The sequence below is a fragment of the Mesorhizobium sp. M0051 genome, from assembly GCF_040323235.1.
Classification (GTDB): Bacteria; Pseudomonadota; Alphaproteobacteria; order Rhizobiales; family Rhizobiaceae; genus Mesorhizobium.
The window spans coordinates 61,320-79,159 of sequence record NZ_JAMYUT010000015.1; the positions used below are offsets into that span (position 1 = coordinate 61,320).

Sequence of the window (17,840 nt, forward strand, 5' to 3'; positions counted from 1 at the left end):
AGGCACCTGTTCCTCGCGGGACATAGCATCGGATGGCACTGTTGACGGCGATGATCAAGACCTTGTCGGCGGCGTTGCTAGTGCTGGTGGCTTCGGTGCCGTCAGGCCGGGCAGCGGCCTTCTCGGAAAACTACTCTTCCTGGAACAGGTTGATCTGCTGCTGCGCCAGGTCCTTCGGCGCATCCAGGCCGAGATGACGCCAGGCATTGGCCGTCAGCATTCGGCCGCGCGGCGTGCGCTGGATGAAACCCTGCTGGATCAGATAGGGCTCGATGATGTCCTCGATGGCGTCGCGCGGCTCGGACAGGCCGGCGGCGATCGTCTCGATGCCGACCGGCCCGCCACCGAAATTGCGGGCGATCATCGACAGATAGCGGCGGTCGAGCGCATCTAGGCCGAGCGCGTCGACTTCCAGCCGGGTCAACGCCTCGTCGGCGATCTGCCGGTTGACATGACCATCGCCGGCGACCGAGGCGAAATCGCGCACGCGGCGCAGCAGCCTCCCGGCGATGCGTGGCGTGCCGCGCGCGCGCCGCGCGATCTCCAGCGCGCCATCGTCGCCGAGCGCCATCTGCAGGATGCGGGCGCCGCGACGCACGATCTGCTCCAGCTCCTCGACGGTGTAGAAATTGAGCCGCACCGGAATGCCGAAACGATCGCGCAGCGGATTGGTGAGCAGGCCGAGCCGCGTGGTGGCGGCGACCAGGGTGAAGCGCGCGAGGTCGATCTTGACCGAGCGCGCCGCCGGTCCTTCGCCGATGATCAGGTCGAGCTGGAAATCCTCCATCGCCGGGTAGAGGATCTCCTCCACCGCCGGGCTCAGGCGATGGATCTCGTCGATGAACAGCACATCGCCTTCTTCGAGATTGGTCAGCAGTGCCGCGAGATCGCCGGCCTTGGCGATGACCGGGCCGGAGGTCGAGCGGAAATTGACGCCGAGTTCGCGTGCCATGATCTGCGCCAGCGTCGTCTTGCCAAGGCCCGGCGGCCCGACGAACAGCACATGGTCGAGCGCTTCGTTGCGGCCCTTGGCGGCCTCGACGAACACCTTCAGATTGGCCCGCACCGCTGCCTGGCCGACGAAATCGTCGAGCGTCTGCGGCCGCAAGGTCTGCTCGGCATCCTCGCCGCGTTTTTCGGGCGCAATCAGTCGGGGCGACAGGCTCATGCGAGCAGTTCCATACTGGCAATGGATTTGGCGGCCCGCTGATCGAACGTGACTGTATGCGAGCAACCCAGATTTCGATTGTGCTCGGCGATCAATGCATCGGCAAAGTCCACCTGCGGCGAATTCGATCTTTCGAGCGCAACCACGATGGCATCGAAATCTTCGAACAACAGTGTCTTGATCTTCAACAGTCTCTGGATTGCCGCCTGCATCTGCTCTTTCGGTAGCCTATAGCGCGAAATCAACGACCAGCTGAATTCCACCAGCACGATCAAACTGACGAAGCCGGGAGCACCGGCGCTGAGGCCTTCGCCGAATGCGAGGGCCTTCACCCGCTGCTCTGCATCATCGTTCAGCACCATTCGAAGCAGAACGTTCGTATCAATGCCGATCGACGTCACTCGTCGCCCTCTCGTCCGCCTTGCGACCCGCCGCCGACAACATGCCTGCCAACGGCATCCCGCACCGCGAGGTCGATTTCTTCTAGTGACGCCGGACCGCCGGGCGGATCGCCCAGAAATCCGGCGAGGTCTGCAAAGTCGAGATTGCGCGGCGTTCCAATCAGATAGCCATCCATGACCGTCCAGGCGATCATGTCACCCGTTTTGAGTGACAACGCGTCCCGGACATCTTTTGGAATTGTAAGCTGACCCTTCGAGGTCAGACTGGCGTAAGCGCCCATTTTCTTACTTTCTAAGAAATCTCTTACCAATCATATGATAGCCGGATTTTTCTTTTCCACAACCATGTCACCGCGCCAGTTCCTTCAACCCGAAACGGATCAGCCTCGGCGCATCCGCATGCTCGCCCGCCGTCTTCAGCGCCGCCGCGACCGCGTTGGCCGCGGTGTCGCGCGAATAGCCGAGATTGACCAGTGCCGAGACGGCGTCGGCAATCGGCGCGGATGCCACGCCGTCGCCGAGCTCCTGCTTCAGGCCGATGGTCCCCGAAGCGGACCCGGCATAGGCCGGCGCCTTGTTCTTCAACTCGGTGACGATGCGCTCGGCCACCTTCTTGCCGACGCCCGGCGCGCGAGAAACCATGGCGATGTCGCGCAGCGCAATCGCATTGGCGAGATCCGCCGGCGCCAGCGTTGACAGGATAGCCAGTGCCACCTTGGCGCCGACGCCCGGTACATTGTTCATCAAGAGCCGGAACCATTCGCGCTCCAGCACCGACTGAAAGCCGTAGAGCCGCAGCATGTCCTCGCGCACATAGGTTTCGATGAACAGCACCACAGCTTCGCCGGGCGAAGGCAGCGCGGCCAGCGTGCGCGCCGAGCAATAGGCGACATAGCCGACGCCATGGATGTCGACGAGGCAATGATCCTCATCGATCTCGTCCAGCGTGCCCTTGAGCTTGCCGATCATGCCAGATCTTTCATGGAAGATAGGCCCCTCTTGGGTGCGTTTCCGGACAGATGATGTCGAGGTCGGGAAAGTACCTGCGATAACGGGCCGCGTCGCGTGTCAAAAGACGATGTCCTGCAACGGTCGCATGGGCGCCAATGAAGAAATCAGGCGAGGTTCTTTCCCGAACGCCGCTGGCCCGGCGATAGCGGGAATGCGTGACGCCTGCAAGGAAAGCCGCCTCCCAAGGCAGGAACTCGCGATCCATCTCGAGCATGTCGACTGCTTTTCGAAGTGCCGTCTCCGTCGCGATCAGCGGCGCGAGCTCGGACCAGACGATCGTGTTGACCACCAAGGCTCCGTCGCGGCGGCAGGAAGCAATCGCCCAGGCCGACCATCTTTTCAGCGGTCCGGGCGGTCCCCAGACGTCGATCAGGACATTGGTGTCAATCAACGTCGAGATCTTCACGCGGCCCCCTCAACCACTCCATATATTGATCGGTGGTCATGCCTCCCAGGTCCAACGTCCCATCCATCCGGTCAAGGACATCGCTGAACCTGCGCAACTTCTCCTCTTCGGAGATATTCTCGTTGACGGCAACCAGCCGAACGTCCCCGTCGGTGGCCACGAATTCCACCTCGGAGCCCGGGCCGATGCCCAGACGGTCCCTTATCGGCTTGGGGATCGTAACTTGCCCCTTGGTGGTCACGCGCATGGTAATACCTTTGCGGTATTACTTATCCGCACAGCGTGAACAAGTCAAGAACATAGCTGGCCGGCAAGCGCCATCCGGTACGCGATACTCTGCCGATGATGCGCATGGCAGATGGCAATGGCCAGCGCATCCGCGGCATGTTCGGTATCGAAGCTGGCTTTCGGCAACAGCACCTTCACCATCATGTGGATCTGCTTCTTGTCGCCATGACCAACGCCGATCACCGCCTTCTTGACGGCGTTGGGCGCATATTCGGCAACGACGAGCCCGGCACGCGCCGGCACCAGCATGGCGATGCCGCGCGCCTGGCCGAGCTTCAGCGTCGCCACGGCGTCCTTGTTGACGAAGGTCTGTTCGACGGCCGCCTCGTGCGGCATCGCGCGGTGCAGGATTTCGGCGAGCCCGTCATGCAATTGGCAGAGCCGCGTCGCCAGAGCCGCCTTGTCGTCGGACTTCACGGTGCCGGAAGCAATGAAGCGCAGCGAATTGCCGAGGCTTTCGACAATCCCCCAGCCGGTGCGCCGAAGCCCCGGATCGATACCGATAATGCGAATCGCTTCCCCCATGCGTCCAGTCTACCTCCGATGGACAGCGATGCCAGCGAAATGTGAACAAACCGGAAACAGAGGAGTGCCCGAGGTCTAAAGCGCGTCGCGTTTGAACGGATTCAGGCGACGCGCTTTAGGTTTTTGATGCGATGCATGTCGTTCTCCCAAAACCGGGGCCCACTTTTGGGCAACATGCATTAGCCTCTGGCGAAAGCTGTGTTGAGCAGGCTGATCTGGTCGGAAACCGGATTGGGGCGGCGAGCCGCTGGCTGCATGTCGGCCACTGCGCCGGAGCCATAGATTTCCTCGTCCATGCGGCGGACCAGTGCCTGCAGGCGCAGCGAGCGGGTGACGAGGTCGAGGAAATCCTCGGGCAGTTCGGCCCAGCCGGCGGCTTCGTCACGGGCGGAAGCGGTGTCGAGGCGCACCTTGGATTTTTCAGACGCGACCTGGTCGCGGGTCATCTCGCCGGAGTTGGCGGCGCGCTGCAAAAGCAGCCACGACGCAACCTGCATAAGCCTGGTGGTCAGCCGCATCGATTCGGCCGCGTAGAGGGTGGCCGCCAGCCTGGATAGTTTCTTCGCCTCGGCCCGGCCCTTGCCGTCGAGGTATTCGGCGGCCTGTTCGACGAGGCCCATACCTTCCTGGTAAAGCGGCTTGAAGGATTGCGAGAAAACCCGGCGTTCCGCCAGCTTGACGGTTTTCGCACTGCCCTTCGAAAGCTCGTTCATTGATACGCCCCTGCACTTGCAACCGGCTGATTCGGCTCCCTGCCGATACACCCGGAAACCCGTCTGACTGAAGCTTGAAAATGCGCTTCGTCACCGGTGAAGGCAAGCACATGTTTAACAGAAGGTTAACGTCGGTCCACTGGCCCCTGCCCCGAAAATGCGGACAAAAAAAAGAGCCGCGGATAAGGCGGCTCTCAGGAGTTTAACAGGGAGGCGTCAAACAAAGTGGCTCCAACCACTCGGTAAGAATCCAGATCACTGGATGCACATAGTAAACGCCTGTAAAGCTTAATGAAGCCTTAACGGCGCGGATGTTTTTTGACCGAACGCCGCAATCCTGTGCCGTAACAGTACAGCCTCACTGCCTCTGGTTCAGCTCAGGCCGTCTTCCAGACCGCCGGCAAAGCGATGAGGGCAAACAGCAATATGCCCGCATAGAACGCGATCGAGGAAATCCCGAGCAGCGGTTCTATCCCCGGATTGCCGGCGAGCAGGATGTAAAGGCCGATCATGAGCCCGATACCGCTGATGGCAGTCAGCCAGAAATGAACCTTGGCCAGGACCTTTTGCCCGACGGCCGGAAACAGATGGTAGAAAAAGGCGAAGACCGACGACATCAGCCATCCGGCGACCATCGTGTGGGCATGGGTTGGCATCTGGCCATGGTCTTCGCTGATCGCCATGTGGATACCGAGCGCCATGCCGCACAACGCATAGATAATGGCCAGCGTGAAGAAATTCCGTGCTACCCCTTGCATAATGTTCCCCTCGAAATGTCTTTCCCGTTTGCGGGAGTGGATTGATCGTCAAGCGACTGTTGTCGCCGCGGACTCCCGACGCTAGCGCACTATCAAGCATCGGCAATATTCCGGACGATATCGCGCCGACTCCCTCCCGACAATGCGTATATTAGCAGGAAATCAGATAGCGCGTTCACTATCTCAGCCGCTTCTTCATTGCGCTGAAACGAAGCCGGGCTTTAGGCGACATCGTTCCGAAACAGGCACCGCGCTAAACGCCCGCTCCTCTGACGGCCGGCGCAAATCACGCCGCCGCAAATCCGACCAGAACACTGAAGGAGCACATCATGGACTGGTATTCGATCGTCAAATTCCTTCACGTCATCTCGGCCGTTCTGTGGGTTGGTGGTGGCTTCGTGCTGTTCCTTCTCGGCGTGCTTGCCGAGCGGGCGGGCAACATCGAGGACAAGCTGCAGGCGATGCGCGCCAGCGGCCAACTGGGCGGCAGGTTTTTTGCGCCGATGTCGATGCTGACGCTGATCTTCGGCCTCATCATGTGCAGCTTCTGGGTCGGCTTCTCCGACCTGTGGATACTGATCGGCCTTGCCGGCTACGCCACGACCTTTTCGATCGGCATGCTCATCTTCAAGCCGACCGGCGAGCGCATCGGCGAGATGATCGCCAAGGAGGGCGTAACATCGGCTGTTCTTGCCATCGGTGACCGCATGATGCGCGCGGCACGCTTCGACTATGCGGTGATGCTGGTGATCATTGCCGACATGGTCCTCAAGCCGACTGCGCGTGACATCGGCGTCCTCGCCGGCATGGTGCTGGTCATCCTGGTTGGCGCGGCACTGGCCTTTGGCGGCAACCGTCGCCTCGTACCCAGCGCCGCCTGATCCCAGATAGAGAGGGCGGCAGCCGCCTCACCTATTTTACATCAGGCCAACAATGCCGTCCCACAGCAACTTCAGCGCCACGACCGCGACGGTTGCATAGGTGAAGGGATAGAAGATTTCGGGGCGCATCCGCCGCACCAGCCACGCCCCGGCTATGGTCGAGAGCGGCGCCAGCGGCATCAGCACCGCCGACGCCGTCAAATTGGCGGTGTCGAACTGGCCGAGCGCGAAATAGGGCACCAGCTTCAGCGCATTGGTGGCGGCAAAGAAGATCGCCGCCGTGCCCGACAGGACCTTGGGATCGAGGCGGATCGGCAAGGCATAGACCTGGAAGGGCGGGCCGCCGACATGGGCAACGAAGCTGGTGAAGCCCGCGACCGTACCCCAGGCGGCCGCAGCCACGCGGTTGGGCGCGGCCGCGTGACCGGCGCCATGGCGAAACTGCAGATAGAGCCAGCGCAGGACGAAGATTATGGCGACGGCACCGACGATCAGCCGCACTGCCCCTTCGGTGACCAATGCCGCCGTCAGCCAGCCAAGCCCTATGCCGATGACCGCTCCCGGCATCATGTCGGACAGCATCTTCCGGTCAAAGACACCCCACCATGTCCACACCGACACGATGTCCATCAGGCACAGGATTGGCAGCAGGATAGCGGCCGCCTGCACCGGGGGCATGGTCAGCGCCATCAGCGGCACGCCAACGAAACCGACGGCGCCGCCAAACCCGCCCTTGGACAGGCCGACCAGAATGACCGCCGGAATGGCAGCCGCATAGAACCACGGATCGAAAAGCAGGCCTGACATGGGAGGGAACTGGTCTGGAGGGAAAGCGTGTCGGTGCTTGAATAACCCAGAATCCGAGCTGAGCGACAGCAAATATCGGCATGGCTTGTGCACACTGCCATGGCAGGCACTGCCTATCGACTGGCCGAGACCAGCAGGAACATTGGCCGCTTGAGATCCTTCGATTCAGTCCTCTGAAAACCGGCCGTGACTAGTCCGTTCAGGATGCGTGCACGAGCTTTGCCCTGCCACGAGGCGCCGTTGCATCGAGCGGTGGAGGCCGGCGCCGGATCGGCTGCGCCTTGATGATGGCGGTGCTGGTCTCGGCCTTGTCGGCGATGCGGTCGAGAATCCCGTCGAGGTCGCCGATCGAGCGCACGAACAGCCGGGCGACGAAACAGTCATCGCCGGTCACCTTGTCGCATTCGCCGAATTCGGGGATTTCCTCGATCAGCTTCTGGACGATGTGCAGCTTGCCCGGCAGAGGCCGGATGCGCACGATCGCCTGCAACGCATAGCCAAGCGCCAGCGGATCGATCTCGACGGTGAACGCGCGGATGACACCGCGCTCCTCGAGCCGTCGAAGCCGCTCCGAAACGCTTGGCGATGACAGCCCGACCTGAGCGGCCAACTCCTTCAGCGAGGTCCGCGCATCCTTGACTAGGATTTCGAGGAGATTTCGGTCGAGATCATCAAGCATTTTACATTTCCCGCTGATTTGGAACCATGGCCTAATATAGTTAGGTCATTTATCAATATCTCCTTTCCTATCGGATAGAAAGCCGCGTCACCACATGAGATCATAACGGCTCAACTGATACGGAGGTTTGTTGTGAACGACACGGTGCGTGGCACGGTCGAAATGTCCGCCGCAATGGCGATCCTGGGAACGATCGGATGGTTCGTCGTGCTGTCCGGCCAGCCGATCATGGATGTGGTGTTCTGGCGCTGCGCGTTCGGCGCGCTGACGCTGCTCATCATCTGCGCCGGGCTGGGCTTGCTGCGCAACAGGCTGTCATTGCGTATCATCGGCATCGCCGCACTCGGCGGCGTCGCCATCGTCGTCAACTGGCTTTTGCTGTTCAGCGCTTTCTCCCGCGCGTCGATCTCGATCGCCACCGCTGTCTACAACACGCAGCCCTTCATGCTGGTCGGCTTCGGCGCGCTCTTCTTCGCCGAGCGGCTGACCCTGACCAAGCTGACCTGGCTGGCCATCGCCTTCGCCGGCATGGTGCTGATCGTGCAGGCCGCTCCTGATGCCGGACCCAGTGCCGACATGGCCGGCACGGACTATTTTACCGGCATCGTCATGGCGTTGGGAGCGGCTTTTTTCTGGGCCGTTGCCGCCATTGTCACCAAGAAGCTCAAGGGCACGCCGCCGCACTTGATCGCACTGATCCAGGTCTGCGTCGGCGTCGTTATGCTGGCTCCGTTCGCCAATTTTTCGCAGCTTCCGGCCGATGCATGGAGCTGGACCATGCTGGCGACGCTCGGCATCGTCCATACGGGCCTGATGTATATATTGATGTACGGCGCCATCCAGAAACTGCCGACGCATCTGCAGGGATCGCTATCCTTCATCTACCCGGTGGTCGCCATTCTGGTCGATGTCGTCGCCTTCGGCCATCGGCTGTATCTGAGCCAGATCGTCGGCGCCACCGCGATTCTGATCGCCGCTGCCGGCATGAATCTCGGCTGGAGGCTGTGGAAGGGCCAAACGCCCATCGCAAGTCCACACCCGGTTAAATGAAGCGGTCCGCCGGCGTCCGGCGGGCCCACATCGGTATCCCGGCTGCCCGCCTGTTCAAAGCGGGCACTTTGCTCTATGCCGCAATCCAACCATCTTCGCCCGGCATAGGCGAAACGCGGGATCCGAAGAACCATGAATGACGCAACGCCCCCCAATCGCTGTCGCATCGTGCTGATCGCGCCGCCCGGCGTGCCGGCCGCCCGTATCGCCGCGGCATTCGAAGGCGGCGACGTCGCGTCGCTGATCCTGCCCGAGAACGGCATGGACGAGGCCTCCTTCCAGGCTTTCGCCGAACAGGTCGTGCCCGCGGCGCAAGCCGCCGGTGCGGCGGTGATCATTGCCGGCGACACCCGTATAGCTGGCCGCGTCCAGGCCGACGGTATCCATGTCGAGGTCTCCAAGGCCGAACTGGCCGAGACGATCGAGCATTTCCAGGCAAAGATGATGGTCGGCACCGGCGGCGCCAAGACACGTGACGACGCGCTTGAGCTTGGCGAAACACGGCCCGATTACATCTTCTTCGGCCGCTTCGGTTACGACAACAAGCCAGAACCGCACCCGCGCAACCTGTCGCTCGGCAGATGGTGGGCGGATATGATCCAGATCCCGTGCATCGTCATGGCCGGATCCGACATTGCCTCGGTCGAAGCGGTGGGTGCCACAGGTGCCGAGTTCGTGGCGCTGTCGAGCGCCGTATTCGCGGACGGCACCGATCCCAAGACAGCCGTCGCCAGTGCCAACGCGCTGCTCGACGAAACCGCGCCGCGCTTCGAGGACTGACGTGCCCTGGGCGAGGCTCCCCCTCCAGGCTCTGCTTGCGGCGCTGATGGTTCAGGCAGCGGCCGCCGAGACCATCCTGCTGCCGCAGCCCAAACCCGATGTCGGCGCACACGCGAACAAGCCGATCGAACAGCCGCTGCCGCAGCCGGCCACCACGGCCGAACCGACGCCGCTGCCCTCCGCCGACGCTGTCAACCCCGACCGCTTCGGCGCAAAACCCGCCGATGCGGCCTATGGCGCCTTCCAGCGCGGGCTCTACAAGACGGCCTACAATCTGGCACTGGTCCGGGCGCAAAACGGCGATCCGGCGGCGCAGACCCTGGTCGCCGAGATCCTGTCGCGCGGGCTTGGTGTGCCGCTCAATTCGGCGGAGGCGGCGAAATGGTACGCGTTGGCCGCCGAGCAGGGTGTACCCGAAGCGCAGTTCCAGTACGCCCTGATGCTGCTCGACGGCCGCTACGTCAAGAAGGACGAAAAGGAGGCCTATGCGTTGATGCAGGCCGCCGCGGAAGCCGGCAACCGGCTGGCGCAGTTCAATTTCGCGCAGATGCTGGTCCAGCAGGACCCCGGCGACGCCGGCATGGCGAAGGCGGTCTCCTACTATGAGCGCGCCGCCGCTACGGGCCTTGCCGACGCGCAGTATGCGATGTCGCAGATCTACGCCAATGGCGTCGGCGGCAGGCCGCGTGACGATGTGCAGGCAAGGCGCCTGCTGGCGCAGGCGGCACAACAGAACTACGACACCGCGCAGATCGATCTCGCCGCCTGGATGATCGAAGGCCGCGGCGGTGCGCGCGACCTGAAATCCGCCTTCGGCTGGACGAAGCAGGCGGCGGAAGGCGGCAATGTCGCCGCTCAGAATCGCCTGGCCAAGCTCTATATGCAAGGCATCGGCACCGATCCGGATCTCGTCCTTGCCGGCGCCTGGTACATCGTCGCCCGCCGCGCCGGCCTCATCGATCCGCAGATGGACGATTTCCTGCAGGGGCTGAGCGACGGCGAGACCAAGCAGGCCCTGCAGAAGGCGAACCGCCTGCCGTAGCGGCCTCTCCAACCCGACCCCGACTTGGCGCTCCCTTGCCTCTTCTGGCATTTTGTGGTCTTGGGAGCCCGAAATCGCTTTCGCAGCGACCATCCCATACCACGGCCTGGCCGTTGGTAGCATCCCGGATCACCTCATTATGGCCAAGATCAATGGCAACGAAATCCGTCCCGGCTATGTCATCGAGCATGATGGCGGCCTTTGGGTGGCGGTCAGGACCAACACCGTCAAGCCCGGCAAGGGCGGCGCCTACAACCAGGTCGAACTGAAGAACCTCATCAACGGCACCAAGCTCAATGAGCGCTTCCGCTCGGCCGAGACGGTCGAGCAGATCCGGCTCGACCTGAAGGACTTTTCCTTCCTCTACGCGCAGGAAGACGCGCTGGTGTTCATGGACACCCAAAGTTACGAGCAGCTCGAACTGAACAAGGACTTCGTCGGCGATCGCGCCGCCTTCCTGCAGGACGGCATGATGGTGACGGTCCAGCTCTACGAAGAGCGGCCGATCGGCATTTCGCTGCCCGACTATGTGACGCTGACCATCACCGAGGCGGACCCGGTGGTGAAGGGTCAGACGGCGGCCTCATCCTACAAGCCCGCGATCCTGGATAACGGCATCCGCGTGCTGGTGCCGCCATTCATCGGCGCCGGCGAGCGCATCATCGTCGACACCAACGAAATCACTTACGTGCGCCGCGCCGACTGATGCATGTCGCGCAGGTGGCCCCGGTTTTGGGTCACCGACATACATCAAGACAGTGTCTAAAGCGAAGCACCAGGAAGAACCACTATGGCACGCTCAGCCCTCCTCAACGTCATGGTCCAGGCCGCAATGAAGGCCGGCCGCTCGCTATCGCGCGACTTCGGCGAGGTGCAGAACCTGCAGGTCTCGATGAAAGGCCCCGGCGACTATGTCAGTCAGGCCGACCGTAAGGCCGAGGACATCGTCTTTGCCGAACTGTCCAAGGCAAGGCCGGGCTATGCCTTCCTGATGGAAGAGCGTGGCGCGGTCGAGGGTGACGACAGCCAGCATCGCTGGATCGTCGACCCGCTCGACGGCACCACCAATTTCCTGCACGGCATCCCGCTCTTTGCCGTTTCGATCGCGTTGGAACGCCAGGGACAGATCGTTGCCGGCGTCATCTACAATCCGGCGATGGACGAGCTCTACACCTGCGAACGCGGCGGCGGCGCTTTCATGAACGACCGCCGCTTGCGCGTCGCCGGACGCATCAAACTGGTCGACACGGTGATCGGCTGCGGCATGCCGCATCTCGGCCGTGGCCATCACGGCAATTTCCTCGTCGAGCTGCGCAATGTCATGGCCGAAGTCTCCGGCGTCCGCCGCATGGGCTCCGCCTCGCTCGACCTTGCCTATGTCGCCGCCGGCCGCATGGACGGGTTCTGGGAAACGGGCCTGTCCGCCTGGGACATCGCCGCCGGGCTGCTTTTGATCCGCGAGGCGGGCGGCTTCGTCTCCGACATGGATGGCGGCCAGGACATGCTCGACAACGGCTCGGTTGTCGCCGGCAACGAGGTCATCCAGCGAGCCCTGCTGAAGGCCGTGAAGAAGCCGCTCTCTTCTCGTTGACAGGAAAGCCGCGTTGAAGGCATGCCGTGCTGAAGCGCCGCAGTCGTAAAACCGCAAACAAGACTTGAAATACTGCCCTGCGAGCGTCCAAATTGGAGCGCTCGGCGCAGGAAACCCGGCAGTGAACGACATCGATCCCACCCCCGACATCCCATTCGTTGGACGCTGGCACTATTCGCGCGCCGAGATGATCGCTGACGGCATCGTCCACGCGGTCGGCATCGTGCTGGCGATATCGGTCGGTTCGGCATTGCTGGCGCTGTCGGCCTTTCGTGTCGGGCCGGGCGAATACATTGCCGCCGCCTTCTATGTGGTCTCGCTGCTCACCGTGCTGTCGGTGTCGATGACCTACAATCTTTGGCCAGTGTCGTCGCCGGCGAAATGGGTCTTGCGACGTTTCGATCACGCCGCGATCTATCTGCTGATCGCCGCGACCTACACGCCTTTCCTGGCCCAGCTCGAAGGCTCGCCATTGGCGAGCTGGATGATTGTCCTGGTCTGGACCGCAGCGGTGCTGGGCATTGCCATCAAGGTGTTTTTTCCCGGCCGTTTCGACCGGCTGGCCATCGGCTTCTATCTCGCCATCGGCTGGAGCGGCATCATCCTGGTCAAGCCCCTTGTCCAGACGCTGCCGACGATGTCGATCGCCCTCATCGTCGCCGGCGGCATCGTCTACTCCTGCGGCGTCGTCTTCTTTGCCTGGAAGGGGCTGCGCTTCCACAATGCGCTGTGGCATGGTTTCGTCGTCACCGGCGCCGGCCTGCATCTGGCCGCCATGGTCGACTGTCTGGTCATCAATCGGCTCTGACACAGACGTCGACGCGGCAATCTTGCCAAGCGCCATTCAATTTGGTCACAATTCCGTTTAGAGTCGCGCTTTACGTGATCGCGGCGGCATCGGAAACGGGGCACGGATGGCTTTTCTCAAATCCTTCGGCATGGGCAGGCGCTCTGATGTCCTAATCTACGACCCGCACAAACTCTCAAGCCCGCAGGTCTTTTTGCTGACCATGGTGATCTTCCTGGCCATCGTCGCCTTCATCGCCGCCATCCTGACCCGGCAGATCTCGACCGCCTTCAGCAGCAATCCCGGCCTCAACGGGCTGATCGTGGGCGTGCTGGTGGTCGGCATCCTCTTGGCCTTCGCCCAAGTCGGACGGCTGTTTCGCGAAGTTCGTTGGGTCAACTCCTTCCGAGCCGGCTCGGAGACCACCGAACCGGTGCTGCTGGCGCCGATGAAGGCGATGATCGGCCGCTCCTCGGCCACGGCTTTCTCGACCAGCTCGATGCGCACCATGCTCGACTCCATCGCCACGCGCCTCGACGAAAGCCGCGACACCTCGCGCTACCTCGTCGGCCTGCTGGTATTCCTCGGCCTGCTCGGCACCTTCTGGGGCCTGTTGAACACTATCGGCTCGATCCGCGAGACGATTGAATCGCTCGATCCGGGCACCGGTGACGCCGCGGCTGTGCTCGATTCGCTCAAGCAAGGGCTTTCCGCGCCGCTGGCCGGTATGGGCACGGCCTTCTCGTCCTCGCTCTTCGGCCTGTCCGGCTCGCTGGTGCTCGGTTTCCTCGACCTGCAGGCCGGCCGCGCCCAAACGCGCTTCTACACCGAGCTGGAAAACTGGCTGTCCTCGGTTACCGACCTGTCGTCCGACATCGTCGTCTCTGACCCGGCCAAGGCCGAATCCTCGGACGAGATCCGGGTCCTGTCGGAAAGATTGCGCAGCATGCAGGAGAATGGCGGCGGCTCCAATCCACGCGTCGCCACCGCCATGGCCAATCTCGCCGACGGCATTTCCGGCCTGGTCAAGAACATGCGCTCGGAACAGCAGATCATGCGCGACTGGGTCGAGGCCCAGTCCGACGAACAGAAGGCGATGCGCAACACGCTGGAAAAGATCGCCGATGCCCTGAAGAAGCCTGGGGTGCATTGACGTGGCACTCGCCAGGGGCCGGCGCACCGATCGCCGCATCGACTATTGGCCGGGCTTCGTCGACGCGCTGTCGACGCTGTTGCTGGCCATCATGTTCCTGCTCACCGTCTTCGTTCTGGCGCAGTTCCTGCTCGGTCGCGAAATTTCCGGCAAGGATACGGCACTCACGCGCCTCAACTCGCAAATCAACGAATTGACCCAGCTTCTGGCGTTGGAGCGCTCATCAACGCAGGACAAGGATGACTCGCTGGCCAATCTGCAGGCATCGCTGTCGGCGACCGAAGCGGAAAAGAGCCGGCTCGAACAATTGCTGGCGCAAGGCGCGGGCGCCGGTGACGCCGCCAACCAACGCGCCGCGGCACTGGGCGGCGAACTCGATAACCAGCGCCAGATCAGTCAGCAGGCGCTGAGCCAGGTCGAGATCCTCAACCAGCAGATCGCGGCCTTGCGCAAGCAGATCGGCGCGCTCGAGGATGCGCTCAACGTCTCCGAAACCCGCGACCGCGATTCCAACACCAAGATCGCCGATCTCGGCCGCCGCCTGAACGTCGCGTTGGCGCAGCGCGTGCAGGAACTGAACCGCTACCGCTCCGACTTCTTCGGCCGCTTGCGCGAAATCCTCGCCGACCGCGAGAATATCCGCATCGTCGGCGACCGCTTCGTCTTCCAGTCGGAAGTGCTGTTCCCGACCGGCTCCGAGGTGATCAACGATGCCGGCAAGGTCGAGATGAAGAAACTCGCCGACGCCATCATCGAGTTGCAGAAGGAAATCCCGCCCGAAATCAACTGGGTGCTGCGCGTCGACGGCCATACCGATAACAAGCCGCTCTCCGGCACCGGCCGCTATCGCGACAATTGGGAGTTGTCGACGGCGCGTTCGACCTCGGTGGTGAAATTTCTGATCGAGAACGGCGTGCCGGCCAACCGGCTCGTCGCCGCCGGCTTCGGTGAGTTTCAGCCGCTCGATGCCGCCGACACAGAAGAGGCGCGGAACAAGAACCGCCGTATTGAACTGAAGCTCACCGAACGTTGATCTCTCATCACGCGAGCTCACGCGAATTTGTTCGTCGGCTCAACTCTAGGGCGTGGACTGACGCCGGCAAGACCTGAAAAGATTATCTTTTTTTAATTACACATTGTCGCAGGGCGGTCCTAGCTTCCCGCCCGGGCTGAGAACCGCCGGCGATGAGTCTCCCGCATCGCGACACGACGGAACCGGACGGCCCAAAGGCCAGAAGGCAGGCGGAACAACCGCCGCCTTCCTTTACAAGAGGAGACGCGTGATGCGCTCTTTCACTCCCAGGACACCGCTTAGAACTGCAACACTCGCGGCGTTTCTCATCGCCGTTCCGCTTGCCGGCGCCTATGCCGCCGGCCATCACAAGGGTGCTCTCGACGCAACCGACCCGACCGATTTCACGGGGCCCCGGATCGACAGTGTCATCCAACAGGTCCAGGGCGTTCGCCAAGGCATAGTCGACGCCAAGCGGGCCAACAACATCACCCTGGCCGTGGCGCAGCGGCTGGAAATGCGCACCGCGCACATTACCCAGGCAGCTGAGAAAATCGCGGCGTCGGATCATGGCAGGATACCGGCCGCGCAATACCATGACCTGCTACGCCGCCTCGACAATGTCGACCAACGGCTGAGGCTCAATACCGGCAGTGGCTTCCTGATGGGCGACGGCGCCGACGGCGGCAACTACCCGAACGGCTGAAGCCGTAGCCCCTGACGGTCCAAGAGGAAGGGCCGCCCGACGCCCTCGGGACTCAATTCCGCGGGCGTCCTTTTACCAGCCCAGCCAGACCGCGATCAGGGAGGCAATCGCCGGCACGGTCTGGATGAACAGGATTTTGCGGCCGACCGTCGCCGCACCATAGAGGCCGGCAATGGCGACGCACAACAGGAAGAAAACCTTGACCTGGAAACCGGCAGCACCGAGGTAAAGCCCCCAGATGAGGCCGGCGGCGAGGAAACCGTTGTAGAGCCCCTGGTTGGCGGCGAGTACTTTCGAGGCACCGGCGAATTCGGGTGTCAAACCGAAAGCCTGGTGCCCGCGCGGCGTGTCCCAAAGCACCATCTCGAGATAGACGATGTAGGCATGGATCAAGGCCACCAGCCCAACCAGGATGTCGCCGATCATGCTGTTCCCCTCAACTGTGGCTGCAGCATTTCACGCATGACCGCATCAGCGCAAGATGCATTCCCGGCACAGTGCCTGAGGGTTGCCAAGGCTTTTGCGTTGGTGTCTTTTCGCGCCGTCCTCAATCACGGAAGCCGCCATGTCCTTTCAGAAACTCGATGATCTCGGCCATAAGCTCGAAGCGCTCGAGCATGCGCTGGCCATCCTCGGCGCCGACGAAGCCACTCACATGGCCGTCGGCGGCGGCGAGAAGCGTGCCGAGGCGATGTCGGCACTGGCCGGCATGTATCACACCAGGGCAACGGCGCCGGAGATAGCGGACTGGATCGCTGTCGCAGAAGGCGAGGCGCTTGGTGAAGAGCAACGGGCCGCCGTCGCGGAACTGCGGCGGCAGTACACCAACCTGACCTGCCTGCCGGTCGAATTCGTCGAACGCCAGACGACGGCTCGCATGCGCTGTGAGCAGCTGTGGCGCGACCTGCGCGCCAAGAACGACTGGGCGGCCTTCCAGCCGGCGCTGGAGGGCGTGGTGGCGCTGGTGCGCGAGGAGGCGGCGCTGCGTGCCGACGTGCTCGGCCTTGCCCCCTATGACGCGCTGATGGAACAGTACGATCCTGGCAACCGCACCGCCGATATCACGCCGGTGTTCACCGACCTGAAGGCTTTCCTGAAGAGGTTTGTACCGGAGGCGCTGGCGATCCAGGACGCGCGGCTGCGCAAGCGCCCGTTGAAGCCGCTTTCGGGCACCTACGCGATCGACCGGCAGCGCGAGCTTGGCCTTGCCATGATGGCGGCGGTCGGCTTCGACCTGACACACGGGTCGCTATCGGTGTCGCACCATCCTTTCTGCGGCGGCGTACCGAGCGATGTCCGCATAACCACCCGCTACAAGACCTCCGATTTCCTGTCGGCGCTGATGGGTGTGCTGCACGAAACCGGCCATGCGCTCTACGAACAGAACCTGCCGAAGACATGGTCGCACTGGCCGCTCGGCAAGGCGCGCGGCATGGCCGTGCATGAAAGCCAGAGCCTGTTCGTCGAAAAGCAGCTCGGCCGCAACCCGGCCTTCTGGCGCTGGGCGCTGCCGGTGGTCGAAAAGCATCTCGGCGAAGCCTGGTCGCTCGACGATATCCTGCCGCATGTGCATCGCGTCGAGCGCGGCCTGATCCGTGTCGATGCCGACGAGGTGACCTATCCCTTGCATGTCATCCTGCGCTACGAATTGGAACAGGAGCTCGTCTCGGGCCGACTGGAGGTGGCCGACCTGCCCGAAGCCTGGGACGCCAAGATGCGCGACTATCTCGGCCTTTCCACCATTGACAACCCCGCCGACGGGCCGATGCAGGACGTGCATTGGCCGGGTGCGGCCTTCGGCTACTTCCCCTCCTACACGCTGGGCGCGATGATGGCTGCGCAGCAATGGGCGGCGCTGACGCGGGAACATCCTTCAGCCGACGAGGATCTTGCCAAAGGCAATTTCGAGGCGATCAACGACTGGCGCCGCCAAAAAATCTGGTCGCAGGGATCACGCTGGTCGACGCCGGATCTGCTCGAGCGCGCAACCGGCGAAAAGCTCAACGCCACCTATCTCGTGAACCATCTGAAGCAGCGCTATGGAACGGCGTAGGGCGGCCGGCACTTCAGGAGTGCAGACAG

The 17,840-nt window shown here is 62.6% G+C and carries 23 protein-coding genes; 11 read left to right on the forward strand and 12 right to left on the reverse strand.

The window, feature by feature from the left end; genetic code table 11:
* Positions 1 to 130: 130 nt before the first annotated feature.
* The 9 genes from ruvB to NKJ90_RS17150 form a co-directional block, all read right to left on the reverse strand.
* Positions 131 to 1,168 (reverse strand): Holliday junction branch migration DNA helicase RuvB, encoded by a 1,038-nt coding sequence (gene ruvB / locus NKJ90_RS17110; RefSeq protein WP_023758649.1) that lies wholly within the window; start codon positions 1,166 to 1,168, stop codon positions 131 to 133.
* Entirely contained in the window at positions 1,165 to 1,569 is a 405-nt protein-coding gene (locus NKJ90_RS17115; protein ID WP_050589510.1) for a type II toxin-antitoxin system VapC family toxin, read from the reverse strand. The genes ruvB and NKJ90_RS17115 overlap by 4 nt, the downstream gene beginning before the upstream one ends.
* Positions 1,566 to 1,850 carry an AbrB/MazE/SpoVT family DNA-binding domain-containing protein gene (locus tag NKJ90_RS17120; RefSeq protein WP_023758647.1) on the reverse strand — a complete coding sequence of 95 codons (285 nt, stop codon included), beginning with the start codon at positions 1,848 to 1,850 and terminating at the stop codon, positions 1,566 to 1,568. The genes NKJ90_RS17115 and NKJ90_RS17120 overlap by 4 nt, the downstream gene beginning before the upstream one ends.
* Before the next feature lie 67 nt (positions 1,851 to 1,917).
* The gene (gene ruvA, locus NKJ90_RS17125; protein WP_023758646.1) at positions 1,918 to 2,538 is read right to left on the reverse strand and encodes a Holliday junction branch migration protein RuvA; all 621 of its coding nucleotides are present in this window, start codon (positions 2,536 to 2,538) and stop codon (positions 1,918 to 1,920) included.
* A gap of 10 nt (positions 2,539 to 2,548) precedes the next feature.
* Entirely contained in the window at positions 2,549 to 2,986 is a 438-nt protein-coding gene (locus NKJ90_RS17130; RefSeq protein ID WP_023758645.1) for a type II toxin-antitoxin system VapC family toxin, read from the reverse strand.
* The gene (locus NKJ90_RS17135) at positions 2,964 to 3,233 is read right to left on the reverse strand and encodes an AbrB/MazE/SpoVT family DNA-binding domain-containing protein (protein WP_023758644.1); all 270 of its coding nucleotides are present in this window, start codon (positions 3,231 to 3,233) and stop codon (positions 2,964 to 2,966) included. Before NKJ90_RS17135 ends, NKJ90_RS17130 begins: the two co-directional genes overlap by 23 nt.
* A 44-nt stretch (positions 3,234 to 3,277) precedes the next feature.
* Positions 3,278 to 3,799: a crossover junction endodeoxyribonuclease RuvC gene (gene ruvC / locus NKJ90_RS17140; protein WP_023758643.1), complete on the reverse strand. Its 522-nt coding sequence runs from the start codon at positions 3,797 to 3,799 to the stop codon at positions 3,278 to 3,280.
* 179 nt (positions 3,800 to 3,978) lie between these two features.
* Positions 3,979 to 4,512, reverse strand: coding sequence for a protease adaptor protein RcdA (gene rcdA, locus NKJ90_RS17145; protein WP_023758642.1), 534 nt, complete (start codon positions 4,510 to 4,512; stop codon positions 3,979 to 3,981).
* A gap of 377 nt (positions 4,513 to 4,889) precedes the next feature.
* Entirely contained in the window at positions 4,890 to 5,270 is a 381-nt protein-coding gene (locus NKJ90_RS17150; protein ID WP_023758641.1) for a hypothetical protein, read from the reverse strand.
* Between the two features lie 329 nt (positions 5,271 to 5,599).
* On the opposite strand from NKJ90_RS17150, the gene NKJ90_RS17155 reads away from it, so the two are divergent.
* Entirely contained in the window at positions 5,600 to 6,151 is a 552-nt protein-coding gene (locus tag NKJ90_RS17155) for a DUF2269 family protein (protein WP_023758640.1), read from the forward strand.
* A 36-nt stretch (positions 6,152 to 6,187) separates the two neighbouring features.
* On the opposite strand, the gene NKJ90_RS17160 is transcribed toward NKJ90_RS17155, so the two are convergent.
* Positions 6,188 to 6,958: a sulfite exporter TauE/SafE family protein gene (locus NKJ90_RS17160; RefSeq protein ID WP_023758639.1), complete on the reverse strand. Its 771-nt coding sequence runs from the start codon at positions 6,956 to 6,958 to the stop codon at positions 6,188 to 6,190.
* 199 nt (positions 6,959 to 7,157) lie between these two features.
* Complete coding sequence (locus NKJ90_RS17165) at positions 7,158 to 7,637, reverse strand: Lrp/AsnC family transcriptional regulator (protein ID WP_023758638.1); 480 nt, start codon at positions 7,635 to 7,637, stop codon at positions 7,158 to 7,160.
* 132 nt (positions 7,638 to 7,769) lie between these two features.
* Here NKJ90_RS17165 and NKJ90_RS17170 point away from each other — a divergent pair, with 132 nt between their 5' ends.
* The 9 genes from NKJ90_RS17170 to NKJ90_RS17210 all read left to right on the forward strand — a co-directional run bounded on the left by NKJ90_RS17170 (position 7,770) and on the right by NKJ90_RS17210 (position 15,758).
* On the forward strand, positions 7,770 to 8,687 hold the full coding sequence (locus NKJ90_RS17170; RefSeq protein WP_023758637.1) for a DMT family transporter: 918 nt from the start codon (positions 7,770 to 7,772) through the stop codon (positions 8,685 to 8,687).
* 132 nt (positions 8,688 to 8,819) lie between these two features.
* Complete coding sequence (locus tag NKJ90_RS17175; RefSeq protein ID WP_023758635.1) at positions 8,820 to 9,467, forward strand: thiamine phosphate synthase; 648 nt, start codon at positions 8,820 to 8,822, stop codon at positions 9,465 to 9,467.
* 46 nt (positions 9,468 to 9,513) lie between these two features.
* Positions 9,514 to 10,509: a tetratricopeptide repeat protein gene (locus NKJ90_RS17180; RefSeq protein ID WP_050589516.1), complete on the forward strand. Its 996-nt coding sequence runs from the start codon at positions 9,514 to 9,516 to the stop codon at positions 10,507 to 10,509.
* 139 nt (positions 10,510 to 10,648) lie between these two features.
* Positions 10,649 to 11,215: an elongation factor P gene (gene efp / locus NKJ90_RS17185; protein ID WP_023758633.1), complete on the forward strand. Its 567-nt coding sequence runs from the start codon at positions 10,649 to 10,651 to the stop codon at positions 11,213 to 11,215.
* 84 nt (positions 11,216 to 11,299) lie between these two features.
* On the forward strand, positions 11,300 to 12,100 hold the full coding sequence (locus tag NKJ90_RS17190; RefSeq protein WP_023758632.1) for an inositol monophosphatase family protein: 801 nt from the start codon (positions 11,300 to 11,302) through the stop codon (positions 12,098 to 12,100).
* A 121-nt stretch (positions 12,101 to 12,221) separates the two neighbouring features.
* The gene (trhA, locus tag NKJ90_RS17195) at positions 12,222 to 12,908 is read left to right on the forward strand and encodes a PAQR family membrane homeostasis protein TrhA (protein ID WP_023758631.1); all 687 of its coding nucleotides are present in this window, start codon (positions 12,222 to 12,224) and stop codon (positions 12,906 to 12,908) included.
* A 106-nt stretch (positions 12,909 to 13,014) separates the two neighbouring features.
* Positions 13,015 to 14,040 (forward strand): MotA/TolQ/ExbB proton channel family protein, encoded by a 1,026-nt coding sequence (locus tag NKJ90_RS17200; RefSeq protein WP_023758630.1) that lies wholly within the window; start codon positions 13,015 to 13,017, stop codon positions 14,038 to 14,040.
* Between the two features lies 1 nt (position 14,041).
* Positions 14,042 to 15,073: a peptidoglycan -binding protein gene (locus NKJ90_RS17205; RefSeq protein WP_023758629.1), complete on the forward strand. Its 1,032-nt coding sequence runs from the start codon at positions 14,042 to 14,044 to the stop codon at positions 15,071 to 15,073.
* 250 nt (positions 15,074 to 15,323) lie between these two features.
* Positions 15,324 to 15,758, forward strand: coding sequence for a hypothetical protein (locus NKJ90_RS17210; RefSeq protein WP_023758628.1), 435 nt, complete (start codon positions 15,324 to 15,326; stop codon positions 15,756 to 15,758).
* A gap of 72 nt (positions 15,759 to 15,830) precedes the next feature.
* Here NKJ90_RS17210 and NKJ90_RS17215 read toward each other — a convergent pair whose 3' ends face one another.
* Positions 15,831 to 16,184, reverse strand: coding sequence for a DUF1304 domain-containing protein (locus tag NKJ90_RS17215; RefSeq protein ID WP_023758627.1), 354 nt, complete (start codon positions 16,182 to 16,184; stop codon positions 15,831 to 15,833).
* 139 nt (positions 16,185 to 16,323) lie between these two features.
* Here NKJ90_RS17215 and NKJ90_RS17220 point away from each other — a divergent pair, with 139 nt between their 5' ends.
* On the forward strand, positions 16,324 to 17,811 hold the full coding sequence (locus NKJ90_RS17220; protein WP_023758626.1) for a carboxypeptidase M32: 1,488 nt from the start codon (positions 16,324 to 16,326) through the stop codon (positions 17,809 to 17,811).
* Positions 17,812 to 17,840 lie beyond the last annotated feature (29 nt).